19 protein-coding genes and 1 pseudogene are annotated in these 25,132 nt (G+C 46.2%); 8 read left to right on the top strand and 12 right to left on the bottom strand.

The window, feature by feature from the left end; all coding sequences use genetic code 11:
- Positions 1 to 48: 48 nt before the first annotated feature.
- Both dtd and KHO06_RS00685 read right to left on the bottom strand, forming a co-directional pair.
- The gene (dtd, locus tag KHO06_RS00690) at positions 49 to 483 is read right to left on the bottom strand and encodes a D-aminoacyl-tRNA deacylase (protein ID WP_010650498.1); all 435 of its coding nucleotides are present in this window, start codon (positions 481 to 483) and stop codon (positions 49 to 51) included.
- Positions 455 to 1,399 carry a virulence factor BrkB family protein gene (locus KHO06_RS00685; RefSeq protein ID WP_047480163.1) on the bottom strand — a complete coding sequence of 315 codons (945 nt, stop codon included), beginning with the start codon at positions 1,397 to 1,399 and terminating at the stop codon, positions 455 to 457. The genes dtd and KHO06_RS00685 overlap by 29 nt, the downstream gene beginning before the upstream one ends.
- 35 nt (positions 1,400 to 1,434) lie before the next feature.
- Here KHO06_RS00685 and KHO06_RS00680 point away from each other — a divergent pair, with 35 nt between their 5' ends.
- Positions 1,435 to 2,076 (top strand): DUF2959 domain-containing protein, encoded by a 642-nt coding sequence (locus KHO06_RS00680; RefSeq protein WP_005529068.1) that lies wholly within the window; start codon positions 1,435 to 1,437, stop codon positions 2,074 to 2,076.
- Positions 2,077 to 2,165: 89 nt separating this feature from the next.
- Here KHO06_RS00680 and KHO06_RS00675 read toward each other — a convergent pair whose 3' ends face one another.
- A complete protein-coding gene (locus KHO06_RS00675; protein WP_212581938.1) occupies positions 2,166 to 2,720 on the bottom strand; it encodes an AAA family ATPase in 555 nt (184 codons plus the stop codon).
- A gap of 74 nt (positions 2,721 to 2,794) precedes the next feature.
- Positions 2,795 to 4,624, bottom strand: a complete 1,830-nt coding sequence (typA, locus tag KHO06_RS00670) for a translational GTPase TypA (protein WP_005430066.1) — start codon at positions 4,622 to 4,624, stop codon at positions 2,795 to 2,797.
- A 531-nt stretch (positions 4,625 to 5,155) separates the two neighbouring features.
- On the opposite strand from typA, the gene glnA reads away from it, so the two are divergent.
- The 6 genes and pseudogenes from glnA to add all read left to right on the top strand — a co-directional run bounded on the left by glnA (position 5,156) and on the right by add (position 13,799).
- Positions 5,156 to 6,565 (top strand): glutamate--ammonia ligase, encoded by a 1,410-nt coding sequence (gene glnA, locus KHO06_RS00665; protein WP_005529054.1) that lies wholly within the window; start codon positions 5,156 to 5,158, stop codon positions 6,563 to 6,565.
- Positions 6,566 to 6,762: 197 nt separating this feature from the next.
- Positions 6,763 to 7,344: a DUF4124 domain-containing protein gene (locus KHO06_RS00660; RefSeq protein WP_212581937.1), complete on the top strand. Its 582-nt coding sequence runs from the start codon at positions 6,763 to 6,765 to the stop codon at positions 7,342 to 7,344.
- A 130-nt stretch (positions 7,345 to 7,474) separates the two neighbouring features.
- A complete protein-coding gene (gene glnL / locus KHO06_RS00655; RefSeq protein ID WP_005430202.1) occupies positions 7,475 to 8,521 on the top strand; it encodes a nitrogen regulation protein NR(II) in 1,047 nt (348 codons plus the stop codon).
- A gap of 60 nt (positions 8,522 to 8,581) precedes the next feature.
- Complete coding sequence (glnG, locus tag KHO06_RS00650; RefSeq protein WP_038890201.1) at positions 8,582 to 9,985, top strand: nitrogen regulation protein NR(I); 1,404 nt, start codon at positions 8,582 to 8,584, stop codon at positions 9,983 to 9,985.
- A 112-nt stretch (positions 9,986 to 10,097) separates the two neighbouring features.
- Positions 10,098 to 12,644, top strand: a complete 2,547-nt coding sequence (locus tag KHO06_RS00645; RefSeq protein ID WP_212581936.1) for an EAL domain-containing protein — start codon at positions 10,098 to 10,100, stop codon at positions 12,642 to 12,644.
- A 151-nt stretch (positions 12,645 to 12,795) separates the two neighbouring features.
- A pseudogene (add, locus tag KHO06_RS00640) lies at positions 12,796 to 13,799 on the top strand (adenosine deaminase).
- Between the two features lie 68 nt (positions 13,800 to 13,867).
- Here add and hemN read toward each other — a convergent pair.
- The 5 genes from hemN to KHO06_RS00615 all read right to left on the bottom strand — a co-directional run bounded on the left by hemN (position 13,868) and on the right by KHO06_RS00615 (position 18,514).
- Entirely contained in the window at positions 13,868 to 15,259 is a 1,392-nt protein-coding gene (gene hemN, locus KHO06_RS00635) for an oxygen-independent coproporphyrinogen III oxidase (protein WP_212581935.1), read from the bottom strand.
- A 185-nt stretch (positions 15,260 to 15,444) separates the two neighbouring features.
- Positions 15,445 to 15,933, bottom strand: a complete 489-nt coding sequence (locus KHO06_RS00630; protein WP_212581934.1) for a DUF2489 domain-containing protein — start codon at positions 15,931 to 15,933, stop codon at positions 15,445 to 15,447.
- Positions 15,934 to 15,940: 7 nt separating this feature from the next.
- Positions 15,941 to 16,483 carry a Der GTPase-activating protein YihI gene (gene yihI, locus KHO06_RS00625; RefSeq protein ID WP_045402659.1) on the bottom strand — a complete coding sequence of 181 codons (543 nt, stop codon included), beginning with the start codon at positions 16,481 to 16,483 and terminating at the stop codon, positions 15,941 to 15,943.
- The gene (locus tag KHO06_RS00620; protein WP_005430039.1) at positions 16,483 to 17,121 is read right to left on the bottom strand and encodes a class I SAM-dependent methyltransferase; all 639 of its coding nucleotides are present in this window, start codon (positions 17,119 to 17,121) and stop codon (positions 16,483 to 16,485) included. Before KHO06_RS00620 ends, yihI begins: the two co-directional genes overlap by 1 nt.
- 775 nt (positions 17,122 to 17,896) lie before the next feature.
- Positions 17,897 to 18,514 carry a c-type cytochrome gene (locus KHO06_RS00615; RefSeq protein WP_005430024.1) on the bottom strand — a complete coding sequence of 206 codons (618 nt, stop codon included), beginning with the start codon at positions 18,512 to 18,514 and terminating at the stop codon, positions 17,897 to 17,899.
- 159 nt (positions 18,515 to 18,673) lie between these two features.
- Between KHO06_RS00615 and yihA the strand changes: the two genes are divergently transcribed.
- Positions 18,674 to 19,333 carry a ribosome biogenesis GTP-binding protein YihA/YsxC gene (gene yihA, locus KHO06_RS00610; protein ID WP_005429993.1) on the top strand — a complete coding sequence of 220 codons (660 nt, stop codon included), beginning with the start codon at positions 18,674 to 18,676 and terminating at the stop codon, positions 19,331 to 19,333.
- A gap of 757 nt (positions 19,334 to 20,090) precedes the next feature.
- Here yihA and polA read toward each other — a convergent pair.
- The 3 genes from polA to hemB form a co-directional block, all read right to left on the bottom strand.
- Positions 20,091 to 22,883 (bottom strand): DNA polymerase I, encoded by a 2,793-nt coding sequence (gene polA / locus KHO06_RS00605; protein ID WP_212581933.1) that lies wholly within the window; start codon positions 22,881 to 22,883, stop codon positions 20,091 to 20,093.
- A gap of 620 nt (positions 22,884 to 23,503) precedes the next feature.
- Positions 23,504 to 23,938, bottom strand: a complete 435-nt coding sequence (locus KHO06_RS00600; protein ID WP_038890195.1) for a GNAT family N-acetyltransferase — start codon at positions 23,936 to 23,938, stop codon at positions 23,504 to 23,506.
- 125 nt (positions 23,939 to 24,063) lie between these two features.
- Positions 24,064 to 25,125 carry a porphobilinogen synthase gene (gene hemB / locus KHO06_RS00595; RefSeq protein ID WP_212581932.1) on the bottom strand — a complete coding sequence of 354 codons (1,062 nt, stop codon included), beginning with the start codon at positions 25,123 to 25,125 and terminating at the stop codon, positions 24,064 to 24,066.
- Positions 25,126 to 25,132: the final 7 nt, after the last annotated feature.

Here is a 25,132-nt window from a genome sequence, read left to right as displayed (position 1 = left end):
CAATTTACTTGGGCTTAAAGCTTAGACCATGATGTTGTGGTTGCCAGATTAGACCTGTAGCCAAAAAGTCACTGGACCGTCATTAATTAATGACACTTTCATATCCGCCGCGAAGCGACCGCGTTGTGTTGGCAGTTCTTGCTCACACAAGTCCGAGAAGTAGTCATACAGACGTTCTGCATCCGCAGGATGCGCGCCGCGAGAAAAACCTGCGCGAGTGCCCTTTTTAGTATCCGCTGGTAACGTAAATTGAGACACCACCAAAACCTGACCGTTCACTTGTTTGACGTTGAGGTTCATTTTGCCTTCATCGTCTTCAAACACACGATAAGTGGTTACGCGCTCCATCAAACGTTTTGCTTTTGCTTCATCATCGTCCTTCTCTACACCAAGTAGGACAAGTAGACCTTGGTCGATTTCACCGACAACTTCACCGTCTACACGAACGGCGGCTTCACTGACTCGTTGAATTAGCGCTATCACTACTCTCGCTTCCTTCATCTGTTAATTGTAATTCAGCGGTCGAGTGTATCATTTCTAAGTCGTCACTCCAGTGCTCTCTTTCACCCAGAGCGGCCGTGACTTCCGCACCAATGAGCACAATCAACCAGCACAAATACACCCACACAAACAGAATCGGAATCGCAGCAAGCGCGCCGTAAATCAATTGGTAAGAAGGGAATTGAGTAATGTAGAAAGCAAAGCCCTTCTTACTCAATTCAAACAACACCGCAGCGATGGCAGCACCAATAGCACCGTGGGACAGATAAACCTTCTTGTTTGGCACTAAGAAGTACAGCCCCATGAATGCGAAGAATGACAGCAGCAGAGGCAGCCAGCGCAAAAACAGGTTATAAGCGCCCGACAAGGTTTCGTTTTCAATCAGCTTAAGCGATGTTACGTAAGAGGTTGCTGCAATACTTGCACCTACTAAGATAGGGCCAAGCGTCAACACCATCCAATACATAGAGAAAGAGAACACAGGACGACGTTTGTCTTTCACTCGCCAAATGTAGTTTAAGTTTTTGTCGATGTTGGAAATCAGCATCAAGGCTGCGACAAACAAGAACGCACCACCCACGGCGGTCATCTTGCCTGTGTTCGATACAAACTCTTGCAATGCGGTTCTTACCGCATCACCAGAAGCGGGGACGAAGTTATCAATGATATACCCTTGCAAGGTTTCGCCCACATTCTCAAATACCGGAAACTTCGACAATATCGACAGCAATACCGTCAACATCGGCACAATAGACAACAAAGTGATGTAAGCTAAATAGCCTGCGTTAACATTGACGCGATCGTGCGTCATGCGCTTGAGCAAATATTGGAAAAACGCGACGCTCCCCGGCACGAGCTTGCTCAATCTCACCTTGTAACTCTCTGATAACTGGTTCATAGTTCATCCCATAAATTAGCGTCGAGGACATAAGAATGCCTTATTTATTAGCAATTGTACTATCAATTTTCACTTTGACAGGATGTCAATCCGCATATTATTCAGCAATGGAGCAAGTGGGATACCACAAACGCGACATTATGGTTGACCGCGTGGAAGACGCCAAAGAGTCTCAACAAGATGCACAAGAAGAATTTACCAGTGCGCTAGAAGCCCTTTCGGCACTGACCAACTTTGATGGCGGTGAGCTAGAAAGCGTCTACAACAACATTAACGACAAATACGAAGACAGCGAAAAAGCGGCGCAAGATGTGCGCGACCGTATTGCGGCAATTGAAGATGTGTCGGATGCACTATTTGAAGAGTGGCAAGGCGAGCTAGACCTGTATACTAGCGCCAAACTGCGTCGCTCTAGCGAACAGAAGCTGCGTGAAACCAAAGCCTCTTACAAGAGTATGCTAAGCGCGATGAAGCGTGCAGAAGACAAGATGACGCCGGTGTTGAATACGCTGCGTGACAACACGCTTTACCTCAAGCATAACTTGAACGCGAGCGCGATCGGCTCACTGAAAGGCGAGTTCTCTAGCCTAGAGAAAGACATTCAATACGCAATTAAGCAAATGAATGCCGCGATTGCTGAATCAGACAAGTTCTTGCAACAGCTGAATCAAAAGTAATTCGATAAAGCCTCCTCCTCATGAGGAGGTTTTGCTATCTGGCGACCAAACTCAGTTCTTCGCTAAGTGAGCTAAATACCGGCCAAGCTCTATTCACCTTTATCCCCGTCTACCTCGACCACTAAGCCCATCACTTGGCGGACAAACGCAACACGCTTTTCGACACTACCCCATGGAACATCGATCACCTCATAGCCCAGCTCAGCATAGGTATCGACTAAGGTTTGATGGATTTGCAGGGCCTCTTCAAAACTGTGTGGACGCACATCATCTTGAACATAAATAGAGGCTTCAGGTCGACAAGTGAGCACCTTACTCTGGTACCCAGCACTCTCGGTCAAGAAGGTTTGCTCAACAGGGCAGCCGCCCACTTTTAGGTATGCCACGATGTCTGGGATAGCGCGGTCAACGAAAGCGACCTCATGACTCAGTGCCTCTTGCTTTTGCTTACCCATCAACTCAAGGCATAAGTTAGCGAACTCAGGTAGGTTGGTCCAAGGCAAGACACCCTTATCCAGCTGGCTTTGCTGTTCAATTAAAGTGCGAGAGCCCTCAGCAAAGGTGGCATAGCCCAACCCACCTAACGCATTCAGTAACGTGGTTTTACCCGCCCCAGGACCACCCGTAATCACGATTGGCTGCATAGCCTTATTCCTTTAGATACAAAAAAAACCCGAGCGAAACTCGGGTTTTTCTTAATCGAATCCGTTACAGCAGATTATTTTGCTGAACGTGAAGCACGTTTACGATCGCTTTCCGTTAGGAATTTCTTACGGATACGGATGCTTTCAGGTGTTACTTCTACTAGTTCGTCATCATCGATGAACTCTAGTGCTTGCTCAAGAGTCATCTTGATTGGCGGAGTAAGAACCTGTGCGTCATCTGTACCAGATGCACGAACGTTAGTTAGCTGCTTACCTTTCAGTGCGTTTACTGTTAGGTCGTTGTCGCGGCTGTGGATACCGATAACCATGCCTTCGTAAACTTCAACACCGTGACCGATGAATAGACGACCACGTTCTTGAAGGTTGAATAGTGCGTTAGTTAGCGCTTTACCCATTGCGTTAGCAATTAGTACACCGTTAACACGTTGACCGATGTTACCGCCTTTGTGTGGGCCGTAGTGGTCAAATGTATGGTATAGAAGACCAGAACCTGAAGTCAGTGTCATGAACTCAGTTTGGAAACCGATCAGACCACGTGATGGCATTTCGAAGTCCATACGTACACGGCCTTTACCATCTGGAGACATGTCTTTCAGCTCACCTTTACGTAGGCCGATGTTCTCCATGATGCCGCCTTGGTGCTCTTCCATAACGTCGATCGTTACAGTCTCGAACGGTTCCATTAGCTGACCATCTTCTTCTTTGATGATTACTTCTGGACGAGATACAGCAAGCTCGAAGCCTTCACGACGCATGTTCTCGATCAGGATAGATAGGTGAAGTTCACCACGGCCTGATACGCGGAATTTGTCTGGATCGTCTGTTTGCTCAACACGTAGTGCAACGTTGTGTACCAGTTCCTTCTCTAGACGCTCAAGGATGTTACGTGAAGTTACGAACTTACCTTCTTTACCAGCGAATGGAGACGTGTTTACTTGGAACGTCATCGTTACTGTTGGTTCATCAACAGATAGCGGTGGTAGTGCTTCAACTTGGTTTTGTGCACAGATAGTGTCAGAGATTTTTAGCTCGCCAAGACCAGTGATTGCAATGATATCACCCGCATTCGCTTGCTCAACTTCGTGACGCTCTAGGCCTAGGTAGCCCATTACTGTACCTACTTTACCGTTGCGAGTTTTACCGTCAGCGCCGATAACTGTTACTTGTTGGTTTGGCTTAACGCTACCACGAGTTACACGAGCAACACCGATAACACCAACGTAAGAGCTGTAATCTAGCTGAGAAACTTGCATCTGTAGTGGGCCGTCTAGGTCAACTTGAGGTGCAGTTACTTCTTCAACGATAGTTTGGAACAGTGGTTCCATGTTCTCGCCAGTTTCGCCTTCTTCTAGCGCAGCCCAACCGTTAAGTGCTGACGCGTAAACAACTTTAAAGTCTAGCTGTTCGTCAGTTGCACCTAGGTTGTCGAATAGGTCGAATACTTGATCCATAACCCAATCAGGACGTGCACCAGGGCGGTCAATCTTGTTGATTACAACGATTGGCTTAAGGCCGTGAGCAAATGCTTTTTGCGTTACGAAACGCGTTTGTGGCATTGGGCCATCAACTGCGTCAACGATAAGTAGTACTGAATCTACCATCGACATGATACGTTCTACTTCACCACCGAAGTCCGCGTGTCCCGGAGTATCTACGATGTTGATGCGGTAGTCATTCCAGTTAATTGCTGTGTTTTTAGCAAGAATGGTGATGCCACGCTCTTTCTCAATGTCGTTCGAGTCCATGACTCGCTCTTCAGCTTCACCGCGAGACTCTAGCGTGCCTGATTGTTGTAGCAGCTTGTCAACCAAGGTTGTTTTACCGTGGTCAACGTGCGCGATAATCGCGATATTTCTTAATTTATCAATCTGTGGAGTAGCCATGGATATTGATTCACTTAGATAGATGAAATGCCCCCATGCCGAGAACGGGTGCTCTCTGGCGACATTTGCTGATTAAAAAAACGGCCATAATGTACCAGATTTTAGCAAAAAGCCTAGAAATATGTGATCTACTCCTTAGCTTTTATAGCAAATTTACGCTTAGCGCCCACTTTCTCTCGCCCAGCGAATTGATTCAACGCAATTTTATTCCAATCGTTGCTTATTAGAAATTGACTCTTGCTCAAAAACTGGGCTAGATAAGCAACACGGTTGTCACATTGTGGTGCAATAATAAAAATATGCACCATTACAGTGCAGCCAAAGATCATTTTGGTGCAATCGTTTGCACCAAACTAGTATCTAAAAACATAATTCCTTGAAATTAATGGAATAATTTTTTTGGCACGGTTTTGGCTTTAGAGAAAACAGCATCGATTAATAAAATGTCAAATAAATTAATCAATGCTGGATTTAATCAATTTTTCATAAATCGAGCTTTTACCGCTTTATTAACACTGGAGGTTATCCAAGATGTCAGTAGAAAACGTTTTATCACTGATCCAAGAAAACGAAGTTAAGTTTGTTGACCTACGCTTCACTGATACAAAAGGTAAAGAGCAGCACATCTCTATCCCTGCTCACCAAATCGACGCAGACTTCTTCGAAGAAGGTAAAATGTTCGATGGTTCATCAGTTGCTGGCTGGAAAGGCATTAACGAATCAGACATGGTTATGATGCCAGACGCATCTTCTGCAGTGCTTGACCCATTCACTGAAGATGCAACGCTAAACATCCGTTGTGACATCCTTGAGCCTGCAACAATGCAAGGCTACGACCGTGACCCTCGCTCTATCGCTAAGCGTGCTGAAGACTTCATGCGTTCTACTGGTATTGCAGATACTGTTCTTATCGGTCCTGAGCCAGAGTTCTTCCTATTTGACGACGTTAAGTTCGCGACTGACATGTCTGGTTCTTTCTTTAAGATTGACGACGTAGAAGCAGCGTGGAACACAGGTTCTGATTACGAAGAAGGTAACAAAGGTCACCGTCCAGGCGTTAAAGGTGGTTACTTCCCAGTAGCTCCAGTAGATTCATCTCAAGACATCCGTTCTGCTATGTGTCTAGTAATGGAAGAGATGGGCCTAGTTGTTGAAGCGCACCACCACGAAGTAGCAACTGCGGGTCAAAACGAAATCGCAACTCGCTTCAACACGCTAACAACGAAAGCTGACGAAATCCAAATCTACAAGTACGTTGTACACAACGTTGCTCACGCGTTTGGTAAGACAGCGACATTCATGCCTAAGCCACTTGTTGGTGACAACGGTAGCGGTATGCACGTTCACCAATCTCTTGCAAAAGACGGTGTAAACCTATTTGCTGGTGACAAGTACGGCGGCCTATCTGAAACTGCACTTTACTACATCGGCGGTATCATCAAGCACGCTCGCGCAATCAACGCATTTGCTAACCCATCAACTAACTCGTACAAGCGTCTTGTACCAGGCTTCGAAGCGCCAGTTATGCTAGCTTACTCAGCACGTAACCGTTCTGCTTCTATCCGTATCCCAGTGGTACCAAGCCCTAAAGCGCGTCGTATCGAAGTTCGTTTTGGTGACCCAGCGGCTAACCCATACCTAGCGTTCGCAGCAATGCTAATGGCTGGTCTTGACGGTATTAAGAACAAGATCCACCCAGGCGAAGCGATGGATAAAGACCTTTACGACCTACCAGCTGAAGAAGCAGCAGAAATCCCAACTGTTGCATACTCACTGAAAGATGCTCTAGAAGAACTAGATGCTGACCGTGAGTTCCTAACAGCAGGCGGCGTATTCTCTGATGACTTCATCGATTCTTACATCGGTCTTAAGTCTCAAGATGTAGAGAAAGTAAACATGACAACTCACCCACTTGAGTTCGAACTTTACTACTCTGTATAAGGTCTCAACTGTGTAAAATGTAAACACAGAAACAAAATATTAGGCTCGCCTCGCAGGCGGGCCTTTTTTGTATTCGCTCGCCCTATATGGGCGTTTAACATGGAGGGATAACTAAAATACGCTCAAACTCTTTTACTTGCTAAGTCAAAGAGCTAAGCAATCCAAACGTGAAATCATCTATCAAAAGAAGGTGAGCAATGAAAGTTCAGCTTTTACCATCGCTATACGCCTTAAGTGGCTTACTGATCGCCACAACAGCCTCTGCTCAAGTCGCTTACACTTGGGTCGATAAAGACGGCGTTGTGCATTTTAGCGATACTCCAAACCAAGGCGCAAAAGCCATCTCGCTACCTAATCTAGAATCCAGTGCGCCAGCACCAAAAGTAGAAAGTACCGAGTCTCTGGCACCACAAGCAAAAACGACATCAGAGCCCACAACAGATGAGCAAACAAAGGCAGAAAAGCCACTGCCTCTTTCCCTTTCTATGCTCACGCCACAGCATGATGAAACCATTCGCAGCAACCCTGGCGCTATCAATATCCAACTCGAAGCCAACCGTAAATTGGGGATTGGCGAGCAATTGCAACTCTTCCTTGATGGTAAGCCATATGGGGCGCCACAAAGCCGTTTAACTTGGCAATTGAAGAACATCGATCGTGGTACACACACCCTCGCGGTACAAGCCAAAAGAAGCGGCAAGCTTATTGCATCTACTAGCCCTATAACGGTGCATTTACATAGAGCGAGTATCAAGCCAACCATTAAAGGGGCAAAGTAGAATATTAAGTGAAAAAAACCGCACTCTGATGGCGCTTTTCACTTTTTCTTCTTAGGTTTATTCGCCATACTTACGTTCTATTGCACCAATATAGTGCAGCGCACAAATACAACGCAAACAAGGACGTAATGTGGATACCAGTCTCTCCAGTGCCATTCTCAACAACATGGTGACAGCAACGCTGATTCTCGATGATGGATTAGCCGTTCGCTACGCCAACCCTGCGGCTGAGTTATTGTTCTCACAAAGCGCCAAGCGTATTGTCGAGCAGTCGTTGTCTCAGCTAATTCAGCATGCGTCATTGGATCTTGCGCTGCTCACTCAGCCATTGCAGAGCGGACAAAGCATCACGGACAGTGACGTGACCTTTGTGGTTGATGGCCGCCCTTTGATGCTGGAAGTGACTGTCAGCCCGATCACATGGCAGAAGCAGTTAATGCTGCTGGTTGAGATGCGCAAAATTGATCAGCAACGCCGACTCACTCAAGAGCTTAACCAACATGCCCAACAACAGGCGGCGAAGCTTTTAGTGCGTGGTTTGGCGCATGAAATTAAAAACCCACTTGGCGGTTTACGCGGCGCAGCACAGCTGCTGGAGAAAATGCTGCCCGATCCTTCTTTGACGGAATACACCCACATCATTATTGAACAAGCCGACCGCTTGAGAGCACTCGTCGATCGCTTGCTAGGACCTCAAAAACCGGGCAAAAAGACCCAAGAGAACCTACACCAAGTGCTTGAAAAAGTGCGTCAATTGGTTGAGTTAGAATCGCAACATTCGGTTGTGATTGAGCGTGATTACGACCCGAGCTTGCCAGAGATCTTGATGGACGCTGACCAAATCGAGCAGGCGATGCTCAACATTGTTAGCAATGCAGCGCAAATCCTCTCTCACCAAGAGCACGGCAAAATAACCATACGCACCAGAACGGTGCATCAAGCCAACATTCATGGCCAGCGTTGCAAACTCGCGGCTCGTGTCGAGATCACCGACAACGGTCCGGGCATTCCACCCGAGTTACAAGACACCCTCTTCTACCCGATGGTCAGTGGCCGTGAGGGCGGTACAGGACTTGGGCTGTCAATTTCCCAAAATTTGATCGACCAGCATAGCGGCAAGATTGATGTCGAGAGCTGGCCGGGTCACACCACTTTTACGATTTATTTGCCAATCTGACTTGATTGAAAGGCTATTCAATCCGTCAGTTTTTAGGCTTTTGCTGCAAGGATTTATTACATGAGTAAAGGATATGTTTGGGTCGTCGACGACGACAGTTCAATTCGCTGGGTAATGGAGAAAACCCTCTCCTCTGCCAACATCAAATGCGAAACCTATGCGGATGGGGAAAGCGTGTTAATGGCGCTAGAGCGCGAAGTACCAGACGTTTTGGTTTCAGACATTCGCATGCCGGGTATCGATGGCTTAGAGCTACTCAAACAAGTTCAACGTGACTACCCAGACCTACCCGTGATCATCATGACAGCACATTCCGATTTGGATGCGGCGGTGAACGCTTACCAAAAAGGTGCTTTTGAATATTTGCCTAAGCCGTTTGATATTGATGAAACACTAACGCTGGTAGAGCGTGCGATAGCCCATAGCCAAGAGAATAAGCGTGAGCAACTTCTGCCAGACGACATCCCAACCGATACGCCTGAAATCATTGGTGAAGCACCAGCGATGCAAGAAGTGTTTCGCGCCATCGGTCGCTTATCGCGTTCTTCTATTTCCGTTCTAATCAACGGTGAGTCTGGTACCGGTAAAGAGTTAGTTGCTCATGCCTTACACCGCCACAGCCCGCGCGCCAACAAACCTTTTATTGCCCTCAATATGGCTGCAATCCCGAAAGACTTGATTGAATCGGAACTGTTTGGTCATGAGAAGGGCGCGTTTACTGGTGCGAATAGCGTCCGTCAAGGTCGTTTCGAGCAGGCCAATGGTGGCACCCTGTTTTTGGACGAAATCGGTGACATGCCGCTGGACATCCAAACTCGTTTGCTGCGTGTTTTGGCGGACGGTCAGTTCTACCGAGTCGGCGGCCACTCGCCAATTCGCGTGGATGTTCGCATCGTAGCGGCAACCCACCAAAACCTTGAAAAGTTGGTGCACGAGGGAGATTTCCGTGAGGATTTATTCCACCGCTTGAATGTCATTCGAGTTCAGATCCCTGCGCTGAGAGAACGTAAGCAAGACATAGAGAAGCTGACGCAACACTTCCTCGTTCGAGCGGCGGATGAACTCGGTGTTGAAACCAAAACCCTGCACCCTTCTTCGGTGGAGATTTTGAACCGCCTTGACTGGCCAGGTAACGTGCGTCAACTGGAAAACATCTGTCGTTGGCTGACCGTTATGGCAAGCGGCAGTGAAGTCTTGCCAAGTGATTTACCCGCAGAGTTGCTGGAAGAGAAGAAAATCGCCACGGAAACCACCAGCGGCAGCTGGCAAGATCAATTAGCAGATTGGGCTCGCCAAGCCTTAGAAGCTGGAGACAAAGAGCTGCTTTCCTACGCATTACCTGAGTTTGAACGCATTTTATTGGAAGCTGCGTTAGAACACACTAAAGGTCACAAGCAAGATGCCGCTAAAGTACTAGGATGGGGACGCAATACCCTAACCCGAAAATTGAAAGAATTGTACTGATCTCGAACGGATACGAGTTTGGCCAATGGTTATCAAGCGCACAATTTTTCCCTCGCTTGATAACCTAAGTGTCAGTACAATTATGGTACGACACCCCTTATGTGACTAGGCAATGTCAAACGCGACGACTCAAATTACACTACGTACTGCTGTTCTCATCCCTTTCGTGATGATTTTTCTGCTGGCTATCGGTGTGATTGTCTACGTCCAAAAACAGAGCTATGAGGAAGTTGTCACCGACATCAGTGATAAGCAACTTTCAGTATTGACCGAAAGTGTTCACGACCACCTCAACGACTACCTGCGTAAACCTTTCACCGCAGTCAATGCGCTGGGGCACAACGTTAGCTACCACAACTTATATCATCCTAACGACACCAAAGATATCCAAGCTTATTTGTTGAGTGCATTTAAAGATTTGTACCACTCAATACCGCAGCTGGATGTGATTGCATTTGGATCTGAATCCGGTGACTTTACCGGCTTCCGACGCGAAGCGGGTGACAGCTACACGCTGATGGTTCAAGACCATCGTACTGATGGTAATTTGGTTATTTACGGCAGTGAAGACGTCAGTGATGATATTCGTACTGTGATTGCTCCGTACGACCCTCGCACCCGCCCTTGGTATCAGCCCGTCGCACAAGACCACAGAGCCCGTTGGTCACCGATTTACGCCAATGCCGATGAGCGCCAAGACATCACCCTTTCGGCCATGACTCCCATTTACGAGCTGGGTGAGTTTGCAGGAGTCCTCGTTACCGACATTCGCATCAACACCTTTAACTTGTTCTTACAAGATCTCAAGCGAGATACCAGCGCATCCGTTTACATCATGGATCAGGAACACCGCTTAGTGGCGCATTCAGGGCAAGGCAGTGTGATTTCTTGGGGAACGAAGTTCTCAGAAAAGGGACAGCGTTTACTGGCTTCGGAAAGTGCAGATCCTATCATCCAAATGAGTGCGTCTCGCCTAATGGGCCAAGACCTCAGCCACAGCGACAAACCTTACACATTCGAGTTCGACTTCAACGGTCAACGCACCTTTAGCCGTATCACGCCATATCATGACGCCAATGGCTTAACTTGGTTTATTGGCACTTCGGTTTCTGAAACCGATCTACTCGGCAACCTGCCCAATAGCCAACAGAAAAGTTGGATGGTCGGTGCCTTGGTGAGCTTATTTGGTATTGGGATTAGCCTACTGATATTCAATCGCGTTACTCGCCCTATCAATGCCACGGCAACAGCGGCGCAGCACTTAGCCGAAGGGGATTGGGATAGCTCCATGCCTCGCCCAGGTTACGTGTACGAAACGACTGTGTTAGTACAAGCATTTAATGAAATGGCCAGCAACCTAAAAGCCTCATTCAAAGCGCTTCGCGAGCAACTCGAATTTGACTCCTTAACGCGCTTATACAGCCGACAAGGTTTAATTGAAGTAAGTGAAACCCTGACTCATTCAGGCCAAAGCAGCTTGTACCTTATCGGGATCAACAAATTTAGAGATATCAATGACAGCATCGGCCATCACAATGGTGATCAACTGCTGGTCCACATCGCTGAGCGCCTAAAACAGCAGCTGCAAGATGAAGCGATTCTAGCTCGAATCGGCGGTGATGAGTTTGCGGTATTTATGCCAAACACACACGATGATGAAGAAATACGCTCGACAGAGCGACGCCTACAGCAGTTGCTCGCTGCTCCGTTTATGCTAGACGGAGAAACCGTGGTGATAAAGATCTCTATCGGCGTCGTGCGTACGCAAGCTTCGCAAAGCATGTCGCTCTGGTTACGTAACGCAAGTATTGCTCTGAGCTCTGCCAAGCAAGACTCGCGCACCAGCGTGTGTCACTACAGTCCAGAGATGGCGAGTGCATCTAAGTTCCGGACACAAATGCTGGCGAAGATTCAAACGGGCATCGATAATCATGAATTCGTCCCTTTCTACCAACCAATTATTGACCTTGAGAGCGGCAATATTTGTGGTGCAGAAGCGCTCGCACGCTGGCACAGTGAATCCGGTATGATTTCCCCATTGGACTTCATTCCTATCGCTGAAGAAAATGGCATGATCAAAGCGATTGGCCAACAAATCCTACTTCAAGCTTGCCGTGACACACGTAAAGCCATCGATAATAAGCAATGGCCTGAAGACTTCCAGCTACACGTCAATGTGTCCGTTCATCAGTTATCGAGCCCTAACTTCGTCGAATCTGTCGCGAAAATACTGCTTAAAACAGGTCTATCGGCAACTAACGTAACATTAGAGATCACCGAGTCGCGTATCATTGATAGCGCACCAACCACGCTAGATAACTTAATCAAGCTCAGAGAGATGGGGCTGGGTATTGGGATTGACGATTTCGGTACGGGTTACTCGTCACTCGCCTACTTGCATGCTCTGCCATTCACCTGTTTGAAGATAGATCGCACCTTCATTAACCGTCTGACCAAAGAGAATCTCGACAGCTCAGTGGTAGCGGCGATCATCAACATCACGAAAGGTATGAAAGCGAATGTGGTCGCGGAAGGAGTAGAAACCGCAGTACAAGCACAACTGCTCCGTTCACTTGGCTGTGACCAAGTTCAAGGCTTCTACTATAGCCGCCCGATGGCGATGGAAGAATGGCCAACACATTTGGTTAACATGAAGTAGAAAACAGCTGAAATCGTTGATTTCCTAGTCATCGTCTACTGACAATCTACCTAACTGTTATTTATACTTAACTGCAAATCTTCCCCATGTATTGTCATTGATAATGTTTGGGCTGAGTTCCTGTTCACAACAAACAACCCGGATCGACATAATGATAACTAAGAATCTTCCCCTAACTGATTTGCACCGTCACCTTGACGGCAACATTCGCACTAAGACTATTCTTGAGCTTGGCCAGCAATTTGGTATTGCTCTACCAGTTACGATATCGAGTCGCTAACATCACACGTTCAAATTGTTGAAGCTGAGCCATCTCTTGTTGCTTTCCTTTCTAAGCTTGATTGGGGCGTGGCAGTGTTGGGCGATCTAGACGCATGCCGCCGCGTTGCTTACGAAAACGTAGAAGACGCACTGAACGCACAAATCGACTATGCCGAACTTCGCTTCTCACCTTACTACATGGCAATGAAACACAAATTACCTGTAGCTGGTGTTGTAGAAGCCGTGGTTGATGGCGTACAAGCGGGTATGCGTGATTTTGGCATCAAGGCAAACCTAATCGGTATCATGAGCCGTACTTTCGGCACTGACGCTTGTCAGCAAGAGCTGGATGCGATTCTTAGTCAGAAGGACCACATGGTTGCTGTTGACCTAGCTGGTGATGAACTTGGTCAACCGGGTGATCGTTTTGTGTCTCACTTCAAACAAGTTCGCGACGCAGGCCTGAACGTGACCGTACACGCTGGTGAAGCAGCGGGTGCAGAGAGCATGTGGCAAGCAATTCAAGAGCTTGGTGCAACACGTATCGGCCACGGTGTGAAAGCAATCCACGATCCTAAACTGATGGACTACCTTGCAGAAAACCGCATTGGTATTGAATCGTGCCTAACGTCAAACTTCCAAACCAGTACAGTTGAATCACTAGCTAACCACCCTCTTAAGCAATTCCTTGAGCACGGTGTACTTGCATGTCTGAACACGGACGATCCAGCGGTGGAAGGCATTGAACTGCCATACGAATACGAAGTGGCGGCACCAGCAGCAGGCCTGACTCAAGAGCAAATTCGCCAAGCGCAAATCAACGGTCTAGACATCGCTTTCCTATCAGATGCAGAGAAAACTGAACTGAAAGAAAAAGTGAAAGATCGCGTATAATTGCCGCGAAAGGTATAAAAAATGCCAGCATCTGCTGGCATTTTTTGTATCCGAAAATCTGTAAGAGATTAAATCACGCGAGAGAATTGTTGCTGACGCGCTTTCGCTCGTAGGTACTTATCAAAGCACATACAGATATTACGAATCAGAAGGCGGCCACGCAGTGTTACGCGAATTTCGTTGTCATCCACTTCCACCAATTCATCATTGATGAAGGTTTGCAGTAGACCTAAATCTTCTTTGAAATATTGCTCGAACTTCATGCCGAACTCAGACTCAATCGACTTCTTATCCAGCTTGAAGTTACAGATAAGCTGTTTAATCACTTCACGGCGCAATAAGTCATCCGCATCCAGTGACACACCTTTCCACAGCGCGTGGCGAGATTCATTCACCTGTGCGTAATACTTCTTCAATTCTTTCTGGTTTTGCGCGTACGCATCACCAATCATTGAAATCGCCGAAACACCAAAGCCAACCAAGTCGCATTCACCTTGTGTAGTGTAGCCTTGGAAGTTGCGGTGCAAAATGCCTTCACGCTGAGCCACAGCAAGCTCATCATCCGGCATCGCAAAGTGGTCCATACCGATAAACTGGTAACCAGCACCTGTTAGCGTCGCGATGGTATCTTGCAGAATCGCCATCTTCTCTTCCGCTTTTGGCAGATCTTCATCTTTAATCTTACGCTGCGCCGCAAACAGTTGTGGCATGTGCGCGTAGTTAAACACGGACAAACGACCCGGCTGCATTTCTAGCACTTGCTCTAGTGTCTTCGCAAAAGATGCCTTGGTTTGCTTCGGCAAGCCGTAAATCAAATCAAGGTTAGTAGAGCGGAAACCAAGCTCTTTTGCACGAGCAACCATCGCAAAGATAAATTCCTCATCTTGCTCACGGTTCACAAGCTGCTGAACTTCTTTGTTGAAGTCTTGTACACCAATACTTAGACGGTTAAAGCCTTCACTGCGTAAGTGATCCAGCATAGTGAGCTCAATCTCACGTGGATCAACTTCAATACTGATTTCCGCATCGGCACTGAAAGTGAACTCTTGGCGCAACAAGTCCATCACACGCGTAATCTGCTTCTCAGATAGGAAAGTTGGTGTACCACCACCAAAATGCAATTGAGTCACTTGGCGTTCACCCAATAGTGACGCGCGTTGGCGGATCTCGTGCTCAAGTACATCCAAATATTCGTCAGCTTTGTGCGAATGACGAGTAATCACTTTATTACAGCCACAGTAGTAGCAAAGCTTATGACAGAACGGAATGTGAACGTACAAAGACAGCGGACGATCTGGGTACTGAGTGCATGCCATATCATAGTCCGAAATGGTAAACGCTTCATGAAACTCCAGTGCTGTCGGGTACGACGTGTAACGCGGACCGGAATAGTTGTACTTATCCAATACCGCTTGATCCCAGACGATTTGCTGTTTCGATTCAGTATGTTGATTCGACATGGTGGTACTTTCCGTAAAATGCGAGGGAGACGAAAGCCGTCCCCCAATATTCAGAAACCGTTATTCTGCCATACGACGATGACAACTACGGCAGCCACAGGCGGCTTTTTAAGTATAAAACTAAAGAAGTGCTAGCGTGATCACGATACCCCTAATAGTTATAAGGAAACCATTAGGGGCAGCAATTAGATCATCTGAATATTGATTTGGTTATTCAGTGGCTTAACGTTTTTTTGCAACACTTTGAGCTCTTCGATGATCGCGTCTGTTAAGCGCTGTTCTGCTTTATGACGCGTCAGGTTCTGCTGCATACGTTCTTTCTTGGCAAGCTGCTGACGATCTTCGCCACGCGCCATATCTTTCACGACATGGTAAAGCTCTGAAATCGCAGGATATGTGGCGTCAAAATCAACACGGTCTTCACCTTGAACATAGTCCATGATGTTGTAAACACGGATAGTGATTTCCGACAAATCACACTGGCCTTGGATGCCCGCCTGACACAAGGTATGCACGTTCTCAAAAATGTTGGCGTTACGCTTATCGATCGCCAATTTTTGATGCTTCAGCTGCAATTCCTTTTGCTTTTTCAATTGAAGCAGAAGGTAACCTGCATAAGAAGCCAGCGCGATAATGATCACTGCACCCGCAATCGCTAATAAGGTTACATTCATGAATTACTTATCCTTTGTAGTCGTCGAAGTTGATATCGTCGAAGTCTGCTAGCAGATCATCGTCGTTACGAGAACCTTTCGCCGCTGGTGCAGTAAAGTCTTCGTCTTCTTCCGGCTCTAGTAGACCCAGTTGATCCATCAGCTTCTCGATGCGATCTAGCTTCTCGTCTACGTATTTTTGTAGACCAGTGCCTAGATTCTCACCCGCTTCGATGCGATCCAACAACACGTTCAATTGTGCATCGTTCTCTAGCATCTCCAGCTCTTGCTCTGCAGATAGACGACGCTCTTGTTTAGTTTGCTTCTTCACCGGTTCAACAATCAGAGGGATTTTCTTCTTGCTGCCTAGGCGAGGATCGCGTTTCTGTGCTGCTGCTTGTCTCTTCTGCTCTTCCGCATCAGAGTTACGGCTACCAGTCTTCAAGCCTTTGCGCTTTTTCGCACGCTTGCGTAGACGACCTTCTACATCTGACTCTGTACGGTTACGAGTGACGACAAACTCAGGTGCACCAGAGGCACCCGGCTTTCTTGATTTCTTTTTACGGCTCATTACTGGGTCTTCCTCAGTAAAATTACATCATTACCAATAAATTCGAGTTCGAGCTTATCCCGCTCTGCTAGGAACTGGAACGTGTCACGGCTAAAGAACACCACATGCGTAGGATCGTTCTTATAATGCCATGTCCGAAAGGCTTCTACGTCGATGACCATTTTCGTCATCAGGCCTATCCAGCCACCTGGCTTAACTAAATTCAACCATTGCTTCCACACCAAATCTGGGTGGTAGAGGTGTTCGATCACCTCTGTTGCTGTCATGAAGTCATACTGCTTTTCTAACACACAAGTATCTGGGTGATAGTAAAGATCGTACAACGCCATGTTGTGCCCCGCTTCTTCTAACATTAAGGAAAGCGTTGGGCCCGGACCACAACCAAAGTCGATTCCGTTCGATTGTGGTGAAATTCGCTCTGAGATTGGATCAGCAATTCTCGCCAAAAAGCGGCGATATCCCATATCTTCAGGATTGTTCTCATGCAGATCATAGTGAGCTTTTTCAGTTTCCGCATCCAAACGTTGATCTGGATTGACGAATACCAAACTGCACTGCTCACACTGAAGATACTCGCGTTGCTTGTCTTCAAAAAAGTGGTGAGTGCGCTGATTCTGGCATAAAGGACAGGTGTGCATGCTGACTTCCTCAAACAGGGATGCGAAACATACCAGAAAGTGGACTCAGATTGGAGTGTTACTGGATACTTTTTCAGCAGTTTTTATTAAAAAAACTTTGATTGGGAAAAATAGATATAAAAAAAAGCGACAGTGATACTGTCGCTTTCTGAATGCCACCATTGGTGGCGAAACTGTGTTGCACTCATTTGGTGCACCAAGAATCCTTTTGTTTTTCGAGCTTTCCATGCCAAAAAGTGTTGTTCTTCATCTTCCTGATGAGTTTTGGCTATCCTTTTACTTCCTGTCAGCTGAGCTACTTCCTGAGCTTGATCCGTTTCGCTGTCTTAACCGTTAGACTAGATGACCATCCATATCTGATAGGCTCCTTGCCTATCTAAGTCCCTTTTCCGACTACCAAACATCCTTCGTTTGCGTCCTTGGAGACCTCATATCCATGGTCTAAATTCCTGTGATTCACTCCCTGTGAACAACGTCTACTTTACGGATTGGATAAAAACCAACAAGTCATTGAAAGCAATTATTGATACGAATTTTTCCAGAAAAATAAATAGCCATTTCTATCAATAACTTAAAACAAGGAGAGAGAAATAGTATCGAACAAGTATGGCAAATATCTCACAAAGCCCCGAGCGAACTATCTCTTTACCTTGAATAACCATGTGTGACTGAGATCACTAACGCACCGGACGTTAGCCAATGCACCACCAACAAAAATGCCCCAGCGAGAACGCTAGGGCATATTTGTATAACTGTGCTCGAACTTTGTAGGGGTTTAGTGCAGACCGCCAACGTATTTCGACAGAACTTCGATGTCTTCGTCTGTCATTTTCTTCGCGATGTCACGCATCATGGCATTCATATCGTTACCACGGTTACCATCACGGAACTTCTCTAGCTGAGCTTTGATGTAGTCAGAGTGCTGACCAGAAATTTTAGGGAAACCTGAAAGCTCAGTGCCGTTACCACGAGGGCCGTGACATGCGATACATGCGGTTAGACCACGTTCTGCATCACCAGCGGTGTACAGTACTTTACCTTTCTCAACAACGTCTTCTGGTGTTGAGCTCTCTGAGATTGGTAGAGAGGCGTAGTATGCAGATAGATCAGCGATGTCTTCATCGCTCAGTGGCATTGCCATACCACTCATTACAGGGTCGTAACGACCTTGCTTACCACCACTAGTCATTCCTAGTTTCAGATCTTTTAACTGCTTCTCAAGATACTTAGCGTGTTGGCCTGCAAGTTTCGGGTACATTGCGATTGCACTGTTACCGTCCGCTCCGTGACAGGCGACACAAGTTTGTGATTTTGCTTTACCAGCTTCAATATTACCTTGGGCCCATACTGAGCAACTGGCTAAAAGACTCAAAATTAGCGCTAATTTCTTCATGACATTCCATTATAATTATCAAGCTTCCAGTACCACGGAATGTGAACATACCGCGTACACTCATGGTACAATAGGCGACCTTATGCCGAGCACGGTTATTTTACACAATTTCACAAAAAAGTAATCAATCGACTACACAAAGTCGAGATGGAGTTAACAGTGAGCGTAAAAATTCATTACCAAAACACGCATTTCATCACCAGCGCACCCGATATTCGTCACTTACCTGAGGACGAAGGTGTCGAAATTGCGTTTGCAGGACGCTCAAACGCTGGTAAATCGAGTGCACTTAACCGTCTTACTAACCAAAAAAGCTTAGCGAAGACATCAAAGACACCCGGTCGTACTCAATTGATCAACCTTTTCAAAGTGGAAGAAGGTTGTCACATTGTCGATTTGCCAGGATACGGCTTCGCTCAAGTACCGGTTGAGATGAAGAACAAATGGCAAAAATCATTAGGTGAATACCTACAGAAACGCGAGTGCCTAAAAGGCTTGGTGGTTCTGATGGATATCCGTCACCCAATGAAAGACCTCGATCAGCAAATGATTTTCTGGGCAATCGACAGCCGCATCCCTGTTCAAGTTCTTCTGACTAAAGCAGACAAACTGAAAAGCGGTGCTCGCAAACAAACGCTGCTAAAAATCCGCAAACAAGTGGAAACATTTGGTGGTGACGTATCGGTTGATGTGTTCTCTTCACTGAAAGGTCTAGGTGTCGATCAGCTTCGTGCCAAACTGGACACTTGGTTTGCACCAGCATTTGCACACTTGATTGAAGAAGACGAGCAAGACGTTCCAGAGAACGGCGAAGAATAATTAACAAAATTTGTTAAAATTTTTCGACACAGCCCTGCCTTTTGGTGGGGCTTTTGTTTATTCGCTATCGGAAAACGTGAATTTCAGGCAATAAAAATCCCCACCTTCCTGGCAGGGATAACGGGAGAGAAAAACTGGTAATTATTGTTATGTGGCGAAGCATTACTGAACTGAGATTCGATTTCAATAGGTTAAAAAGCAATCTTACATCCTGCCTCATACCAAACATTTCCTCTCAAACCATCCAATAACTTTAATATTCAGATAGTTAAGTTAAACAAAGTATCAGAAGTACGTAACTTAGTTTCTTTCAAGAAAAAATAATAGTGTGACTGGCGTAAATTTACAGCATGAATAACGCAATAAATTTGAAGGAAAACTTTTGATTTTGCAGTGACTTAGAGAGGTCAAAAGAGAAGGTTTTTGAGGATTTAGTTTAACTTATTGATCAAAAAGAAAAACTTTCTTTCGCCCAATAAAAAACGCCCCAGTCAAAAACTGACTGGGGCGGCTGAATCAGCCTAATCCAATAACGTGAAACAAAAGGTCTGAAAGATAGAACATCTTACCTCTGTACCCTACGAGAGATAATGTACAACAATTGGTCAGATATGCAAAGAACTTTTGTAGTTTTTTTTCATGAAAGTTTTATTAATTAACATTAAATCTCAGATCGGATTTGCTTTTTTAATGGCACAAAAAAGCCAGCGTTTGTGCGCTGGCTCATATTAAATCGGCTAAATTGGCTTAAAAATGACTAGTGTGCTTGATCCCAGTTGTCACCGTGACCCGCTTCTGCCACTAGAGGCACTTTCAGCTCTGCTGCAGATTCCATCAAATTCTGTACTTTACTTTCAATTTCGGACAAAGACGACTCTTCAACTTCAAACACCAGTTCATCGTGTACTTGCATCAGAAGTTTCACTCGACCATTGCCTTCTTCTTGAATCCACTGATCAACTAACAGCATCGCTTTCTTGATGATGTCCGCAGCGGTGCCTTGCATCGGCGCGTTGATCGCTGCACGCTCTGCCGCCTTACGACGCATGCCGTTGCGAGATTGAATTTCAGGAAGGTGCAAACGACGACCAAAGATTGTCTCGACGAAACCTTGCTCTGAAGCCGCACTGCGCGTGTCTTCCATGTACTGCATTACGCCTGGGTAGCGCTCGAAATACTTGTCCATGTATGCTTGTGCCTCACCACGAGGAATGCCCAGTTGCTTCGCCAAACCAAACGCACTCATGCCGTAGATAAGACCGAAGTTAACCGCTTTCGCACGGCGACGTTGCTCACTTGAAACGTCTTCAATAGAAACGCCCATGATTTCTGCTGCGGTTGCCGCGTGGATATCTTTACCGTCACGGAACGCATCAAGCAGTGCTTGGTCACCTGATAGGTGCGCCATAATACGCAATTCGATTTGAGAGTAGTCGACTGCCAGAATCTTGTAACCCGTAGGGGCAACAAATGCCTGACGAATACGACGACCTTCTTCATTACGAATTGGGATGTTCTGCAAGTTAGGATCAGTGGATGATAGACGACCCGTTGCGGTCACCGCTTGGTGGTAAGAAGTATGCACACGACCCGTCGATGGGTTGATCATCTTCGGCAACTTATCGGTGTACGTTGATTTTAGCTTCGCCAGACCACGGTATTCCAAAATCAGTTTTGGTAATGGGTAATCCAAAGCCAGCTCTTGCAACACTTCTTCATTGGTAGAAGGTGTGCCTGATGGTGTCTTCTTGATGACTGGCAGACCCATTTTCTCAAACAGAAGCGCTTGCAGTTGCTTTGGTGAGTTCATGTTGAACTCTTGTTCTGCAATCTCGTACGCCTTTTGCTCAAGCTCGTCTAGGCGTGCAGCAATTTCTACAGATTGCGCACTAAGCTTCATGTCATCAATCAACACACCAGTACGCTCTATGCGAGACAGCACGGGCACGAGTGGCATTTCGATTTCTTCGTATACGGTTTTTAGCTTTTCATCTTGTTCGATGTTAGCAAACAAACGGTTATGCAGACGAAGTGTCACGTCCGCATCTTCCGCAGCATATGGTGAAGCTTCATCCAGATCGATTTGGTTGAAGGTCAGCTGGTTCTTACCTTTACCTGCAATTTGCTCGAATGAAATGCAGCTGTGCTGCAAGAAGCGCAGTGCCAAGCTGTCCATATCGTGCTTGCCACCTACACTGTTGTAGACATAAGACGCCAACATGGTGTCGTGCTTGATGCCTTTCATCTCAATGCCGTAGCGAGCCAACACAGATGCATCGTATTTTAGGTTTTGACCAACTTTCGCCTGAGCCTCATCTTCAAGAATCGGCTTTAGCTGTGCCAGTACCCAATCACGATCCAGCTGCTGCGGCGCATCTAGGTAGTCGTGGGCCACTGGTACATAAGCAGCAATGCCTTCGTCAGTTGCAAATGACAAACCAACCAAGTTTGCCACCATGTAATCTAGGCTGTCAGTTTCGGTATCAAACGCGAATAACTCCGATGCTTTTAGTTTGTCTAACCAAGCATTGAATGAAGCTTCATCTAGGATGGTTTCGTATTGGCTACGGTCTATTTTTACCGCTGAAGTATCCATATCAGCTTTAGATGCAGCAGAACCACCACGCGCTGCGCCAGTTGATTCATCCGCTTCAACCACACCTGTACCGCCTTCTAATAGCTCGTTCAACCAAGACTTGAACGTCAACTGACCGTACAGTTTGATCAGCTCATCGGTGCTTGGTTCTGCTTTTTGCAATGATTCTGGCGTCTCTTCCAGTTCCACATCCAGCTTGATGGTCGCAAGCTCGTAAGACAGCATTGCGTTGTCTTTGTTATCGACTAGCTTCTTCGCCATGGTTTTTGAACCACGGAAGCCAAGCGCTGCAATATCATCGAGGTTTTCATACAGCTTTGTCAGACCGCCAATACCTTGTAGCAGAGCAGTTGCGGTTTTATCACCCACGCCCGGAACGCCAGGAATGTTATCGACTTTATCGCCCATCAACGCTAGGTAGTCGATGATCAATTCTGGTGGGATACCAAACTTCTCAACCACACCTTCACGATCCATCACGACGTTGGTCATGGTGTTGATCAAGGTAACGTTGTCATCCACCAGCTGCGCCATATCTTTATCGCCAGTACTGATCAAAACAGGCATGCCTTGCTGCGATGCTTGATAAGCCAGAGTACCAATCACGTCATCGGCTTCTACACCTGGAATACAGATCAATGGCAGGCCCATAGCACGAATAACGTTATGCAGAGGTTCAATCTGGCAACGAAGATCATCCGGCATTGGTGGACGATTCGCTTTGTATTCCGGGTACATATCGTCACGGAAGGTTTTACCCTTCGCATCAAAAACTACTGCGATACGATCAGAAGCAAACTGACGCATCATGCTGCGTAACATGTTTACTACACCGTAAACTGCGTTAGTTGGAATTTCACCGTTACTCATCGTGCCTGGGTAAGCGTGAAAAGCGCGATATAGATAAGAAGAGCCGTCGATCAGAATCAACGGATTTTCAGGAATACTTGCCATAATTGTCTGTATCCAAATCAGTACTTAATAGATCTGCTTAGAATGCCATGACTGCTAAGCTGAATCTATCTTGTTCGCTCGATCGAGGTCGCGGAAATTTTCCGATATTATTCACGAAATTTGCACTCTCTTGTGGATAACTCTGTTTATAGAAATTATCCACTGGTTATCCAACGGAAATAAAACCAACAAAACACAACAATAAATACTTGTTTTTATTAAAAATAAATACCAACAGGCGAGAAGATCAACGATCCTAAAATGATCATGTCATGTGGAAAAGTTGCCAATAGAGGCGTCAATTAGAAATCTCAGAAAAGAAAAAAGCGACCCAATTGGGTCGCCTAGCAGAAGTGGTGAAGCTATTTCCATTTGTATGGCAGCTTAACCAAGAAGCTATAAATTACACTGGAAGCAATGTGAGCAATGTCGTGTCAAAAAGAATTCGTGCAAGTTCTGGGAAAATTGTTTCATCACCTTCTCAACACTCAGTTAATAAACTGCAGTTAATTAGCAATTCAACGTCCTTATGAACTTTCCTCATTCCCTAAGACAGGTTTAATAATAATGATTCTCATTTAACAGTCAACAAATAAATGAGAAGAAATCTCATTTATTTTTTATAGCGCTTTAATGAAGTGGACTCGAGACTCACGCAAATTCGACTTTTCTTCAAATTTTTCAATGATGTAGTCATTTCTTAGCAATAGACGAAGCATGGCAGGAAATTGGTTGCGCGATTTTACTTTTAACGTTTTATAACCCTGCTCAGCGACCCAGTCTTCTTGTGCTTCCAACAACATCTGCGCCACACCTTCATTGCGCGCTTCTGGTGCAACGCCACCAAACCAGCTGTAGAAGGTGTAATCATCTAATTCGTAGCCAATTTTAAAACCAAGGATCGTCCCAGCTTTCTCAGCCACTAAGATTAGGCTCTTTTTCTCTCCAAGGCGCTCCGCCATAGATTCAACCGTCTCACCACGTGCAAACTCAGTAACACGAGCCACCACTTGGATCGCTTCTTCCAGCGTGCCTTCACGAATCAGCATTGTCATTGTCTTACTCTCCAGAAATAAATATACCCAAGTAACTTCAAGCCGTTTGTATTCCGTCTTGAGGGTACTTGGGTATATTCAGACCGACAACAATTGTCGGTCTGGCTTTTCTCATTGAGCGATAATTACTCGTCTGTCGCTTCTAGCGCTTTCACTAAGTGCTCTGCAGTTTGTGCGTTTTCTTCCGCTAGCCATTCTGCTACATCTTTCGCGAAGTAAGTCAGGATGCCATCAGCACCTGCGCGCTTGAAGCAAAGAAGCGATTCCATCACAGTCTCACGCTCTTTCAACCAACCATTCATGATGGCCGCTTTGTGCATCGCGTATTCACCAGAAACTTGGTAAGCGAAGGTTGGAACTTGAAGCTCAGTCTTCACGCGGCGAACCACATCAAGGTAAGGCATGCCTGGCTTAACCATCACCATATCCGCGCCTTCATTGATGTCGAGAGCCACTTCATGTAGCGCTTCATCCGTGTTCGCAGGATCCATTTGGTAGTTTTTCTTGTTGCCGCCTTTTAGGTTCGCTGATGAACCAACTGCGTCACGGAATGGACCGTAGTAGTTTGATGCGTACTTCGCAGAGTAAGCCATGATCTGAGTATGGATGTGACCCGCTTCTTCTAGTGCTTCACGGATTTTACCAATACGACCATCCATCATGTCTGATGGTGCAACCACATCTGCACCCGCTTCTGCATGAGACAGCGCTTGTTTTACAAGTACTTCAGTTGTCTCATCATTCATTACATAGCCATCTTCATCGATGATGCCATCTTGGCCATGTGTAGTGAATGGGTCGAGTGCCACATCTGTGATCACGCCGATTTGAGGCACGTGCTCTTTTAATGCACGTACTGCGCGCTGAACCAAACCTTCTGGGTTGTAAGCTTCAGCAGCACATAAACTTTTAGCGTCTTGGTTTACGACAGGGAAAAGCGCGATTGCTGGTACGCCTAAGTTTGCTAGGTATTGTGCTTCTTCTAGCATTAAATCAATCGACAAACGTTCTACACCCGGCATCGATTCAACACTTTCACGACGATCTTTGCCCATCAGGATGAACATTGGGTAAATCAAATCGTTTACTGAAACTTGGTTTTCAGCCATCAGACGACGACTAAAATCGTGCTTACGCATACGACGCATACGGCGTGCAGGGAATGGACCTTGAATTGATACAGACACCACTTTC

Source organism: Vibrio sp. B1FIG11 (assembly GCF_905175335.1).
Lineage (GTDB): Bacteria > Pseudomonadota > Gammaproteobacteria > Enterobacterales > Vibrionaceae > Vibrio > Vibrio campbellii.
The sequence above is the reverse complement of the archived record's forward strand: the minus strand, read 5'-3'. Positions and strand labels throughout refer to the sequence as shown.

Bases quoted from the DNA above. Each gene is read 5' to 3' on its own strand.
- KHO06_RS00620 (WP_005430039.1), bottom strand. From the start codon at position 17,121: ATGCACACCTGTCCTTTATGCCAGAATCAGCGCACTCACCACTTTTTT.
- typA (WP_005430066.1), bottom strand. From the start codon at position 4,624: ATGGCTACTCCACAGATTGATAAATTAAGAAATATCGCGATTATCGCG.
- KHO06_RS00680 (WP_005529068.1), top strand. From the start codon at position 1,435: ATGCCTTATTTATTAGCAATTGTACTATCAATTTTCACTTTGACAGGA.
- KHO06_RS00675 (WP_212581938.1), bottom strand. From the start codon at position 2,720: ATGCAGCCAATCGTGATTACGGGTGGTCCTGGGGCGGGTAAAACCACG.
- glnA (WP_005529054.1), top strand. From the start codon at position 5,156: ATGTCAGTAGAAAACGTTTTATCACTGATCCAAGAAAACGAAGTTAAG.
- KHO06_RS00660 (WP_212581937.1), top strand. From the start codon at position 6,763: ATGAAAGTTCAGCTTTTACCATCGCTATACGCCTTAAGTGGCTTACTG.
- KHO06_RS00645 (WP_212581936.1), top strand. From the start codon at position 10,098: ATGTCAAACGCGACGACTCAAATTACACTACGTACTGCTGTTCTCATC.
- glnG (WP_038890201.1), top strand. From the start codon at position 8,582: ATGAGTAAAGGATATGTTTGGGTCGTCGACGACGACAGTTCAATTCGC.
- KHO06_RS00685 (WP_047480163.1), bottom strand. From the start codon at position 1,399: ATGAACCAGTTATCAGAGAGTTACAAGGTGAGATTGAGCAAGCTCGTG.
- yihI (WP_045402659.1), bottom strand. From the start codon at position 16,483: ATGAGCCGTAAAAAGAAATCAAGAAAGCCGGGTGCCTCTGGTGCACCT.
- polA (WP_212581933.1), bottom strand. From the start codon at position 22,883: ATGGCAAGTATTCCTGAAAATCCGTTGATTCTGATCGACGGCTCTTCT.
- KHO06_RS00615 (WP_005430024.1), bottom strand. From the start codon at position 18,514: ATGAAGAAATTAGCGCTAATTTTGAGTCTTTTAGCCAGTTGCTCAGTA.
- KHO06_RS00630 (WP_212581934.1), bottom strand. From the start codon at position 15,933: ATGAATGTAACCTTATTAGCGATTGCGGGTGCAGTGATCATTATCGCG.
- KHO06_RS00600 (WP_038890195.1), bottom strand. From the start codon at position 23,938: ATGACAATGCTGATTCGTGAAGGCACGCTGGAAGAAGCGATCCAAGTG.
- hemN (WP_212581935.1), bottom strand. From the start codon at position 15,259: ATGTCGAATCAACATACTGAATCGAAACAGCAAATCGTCTGGGATCAA.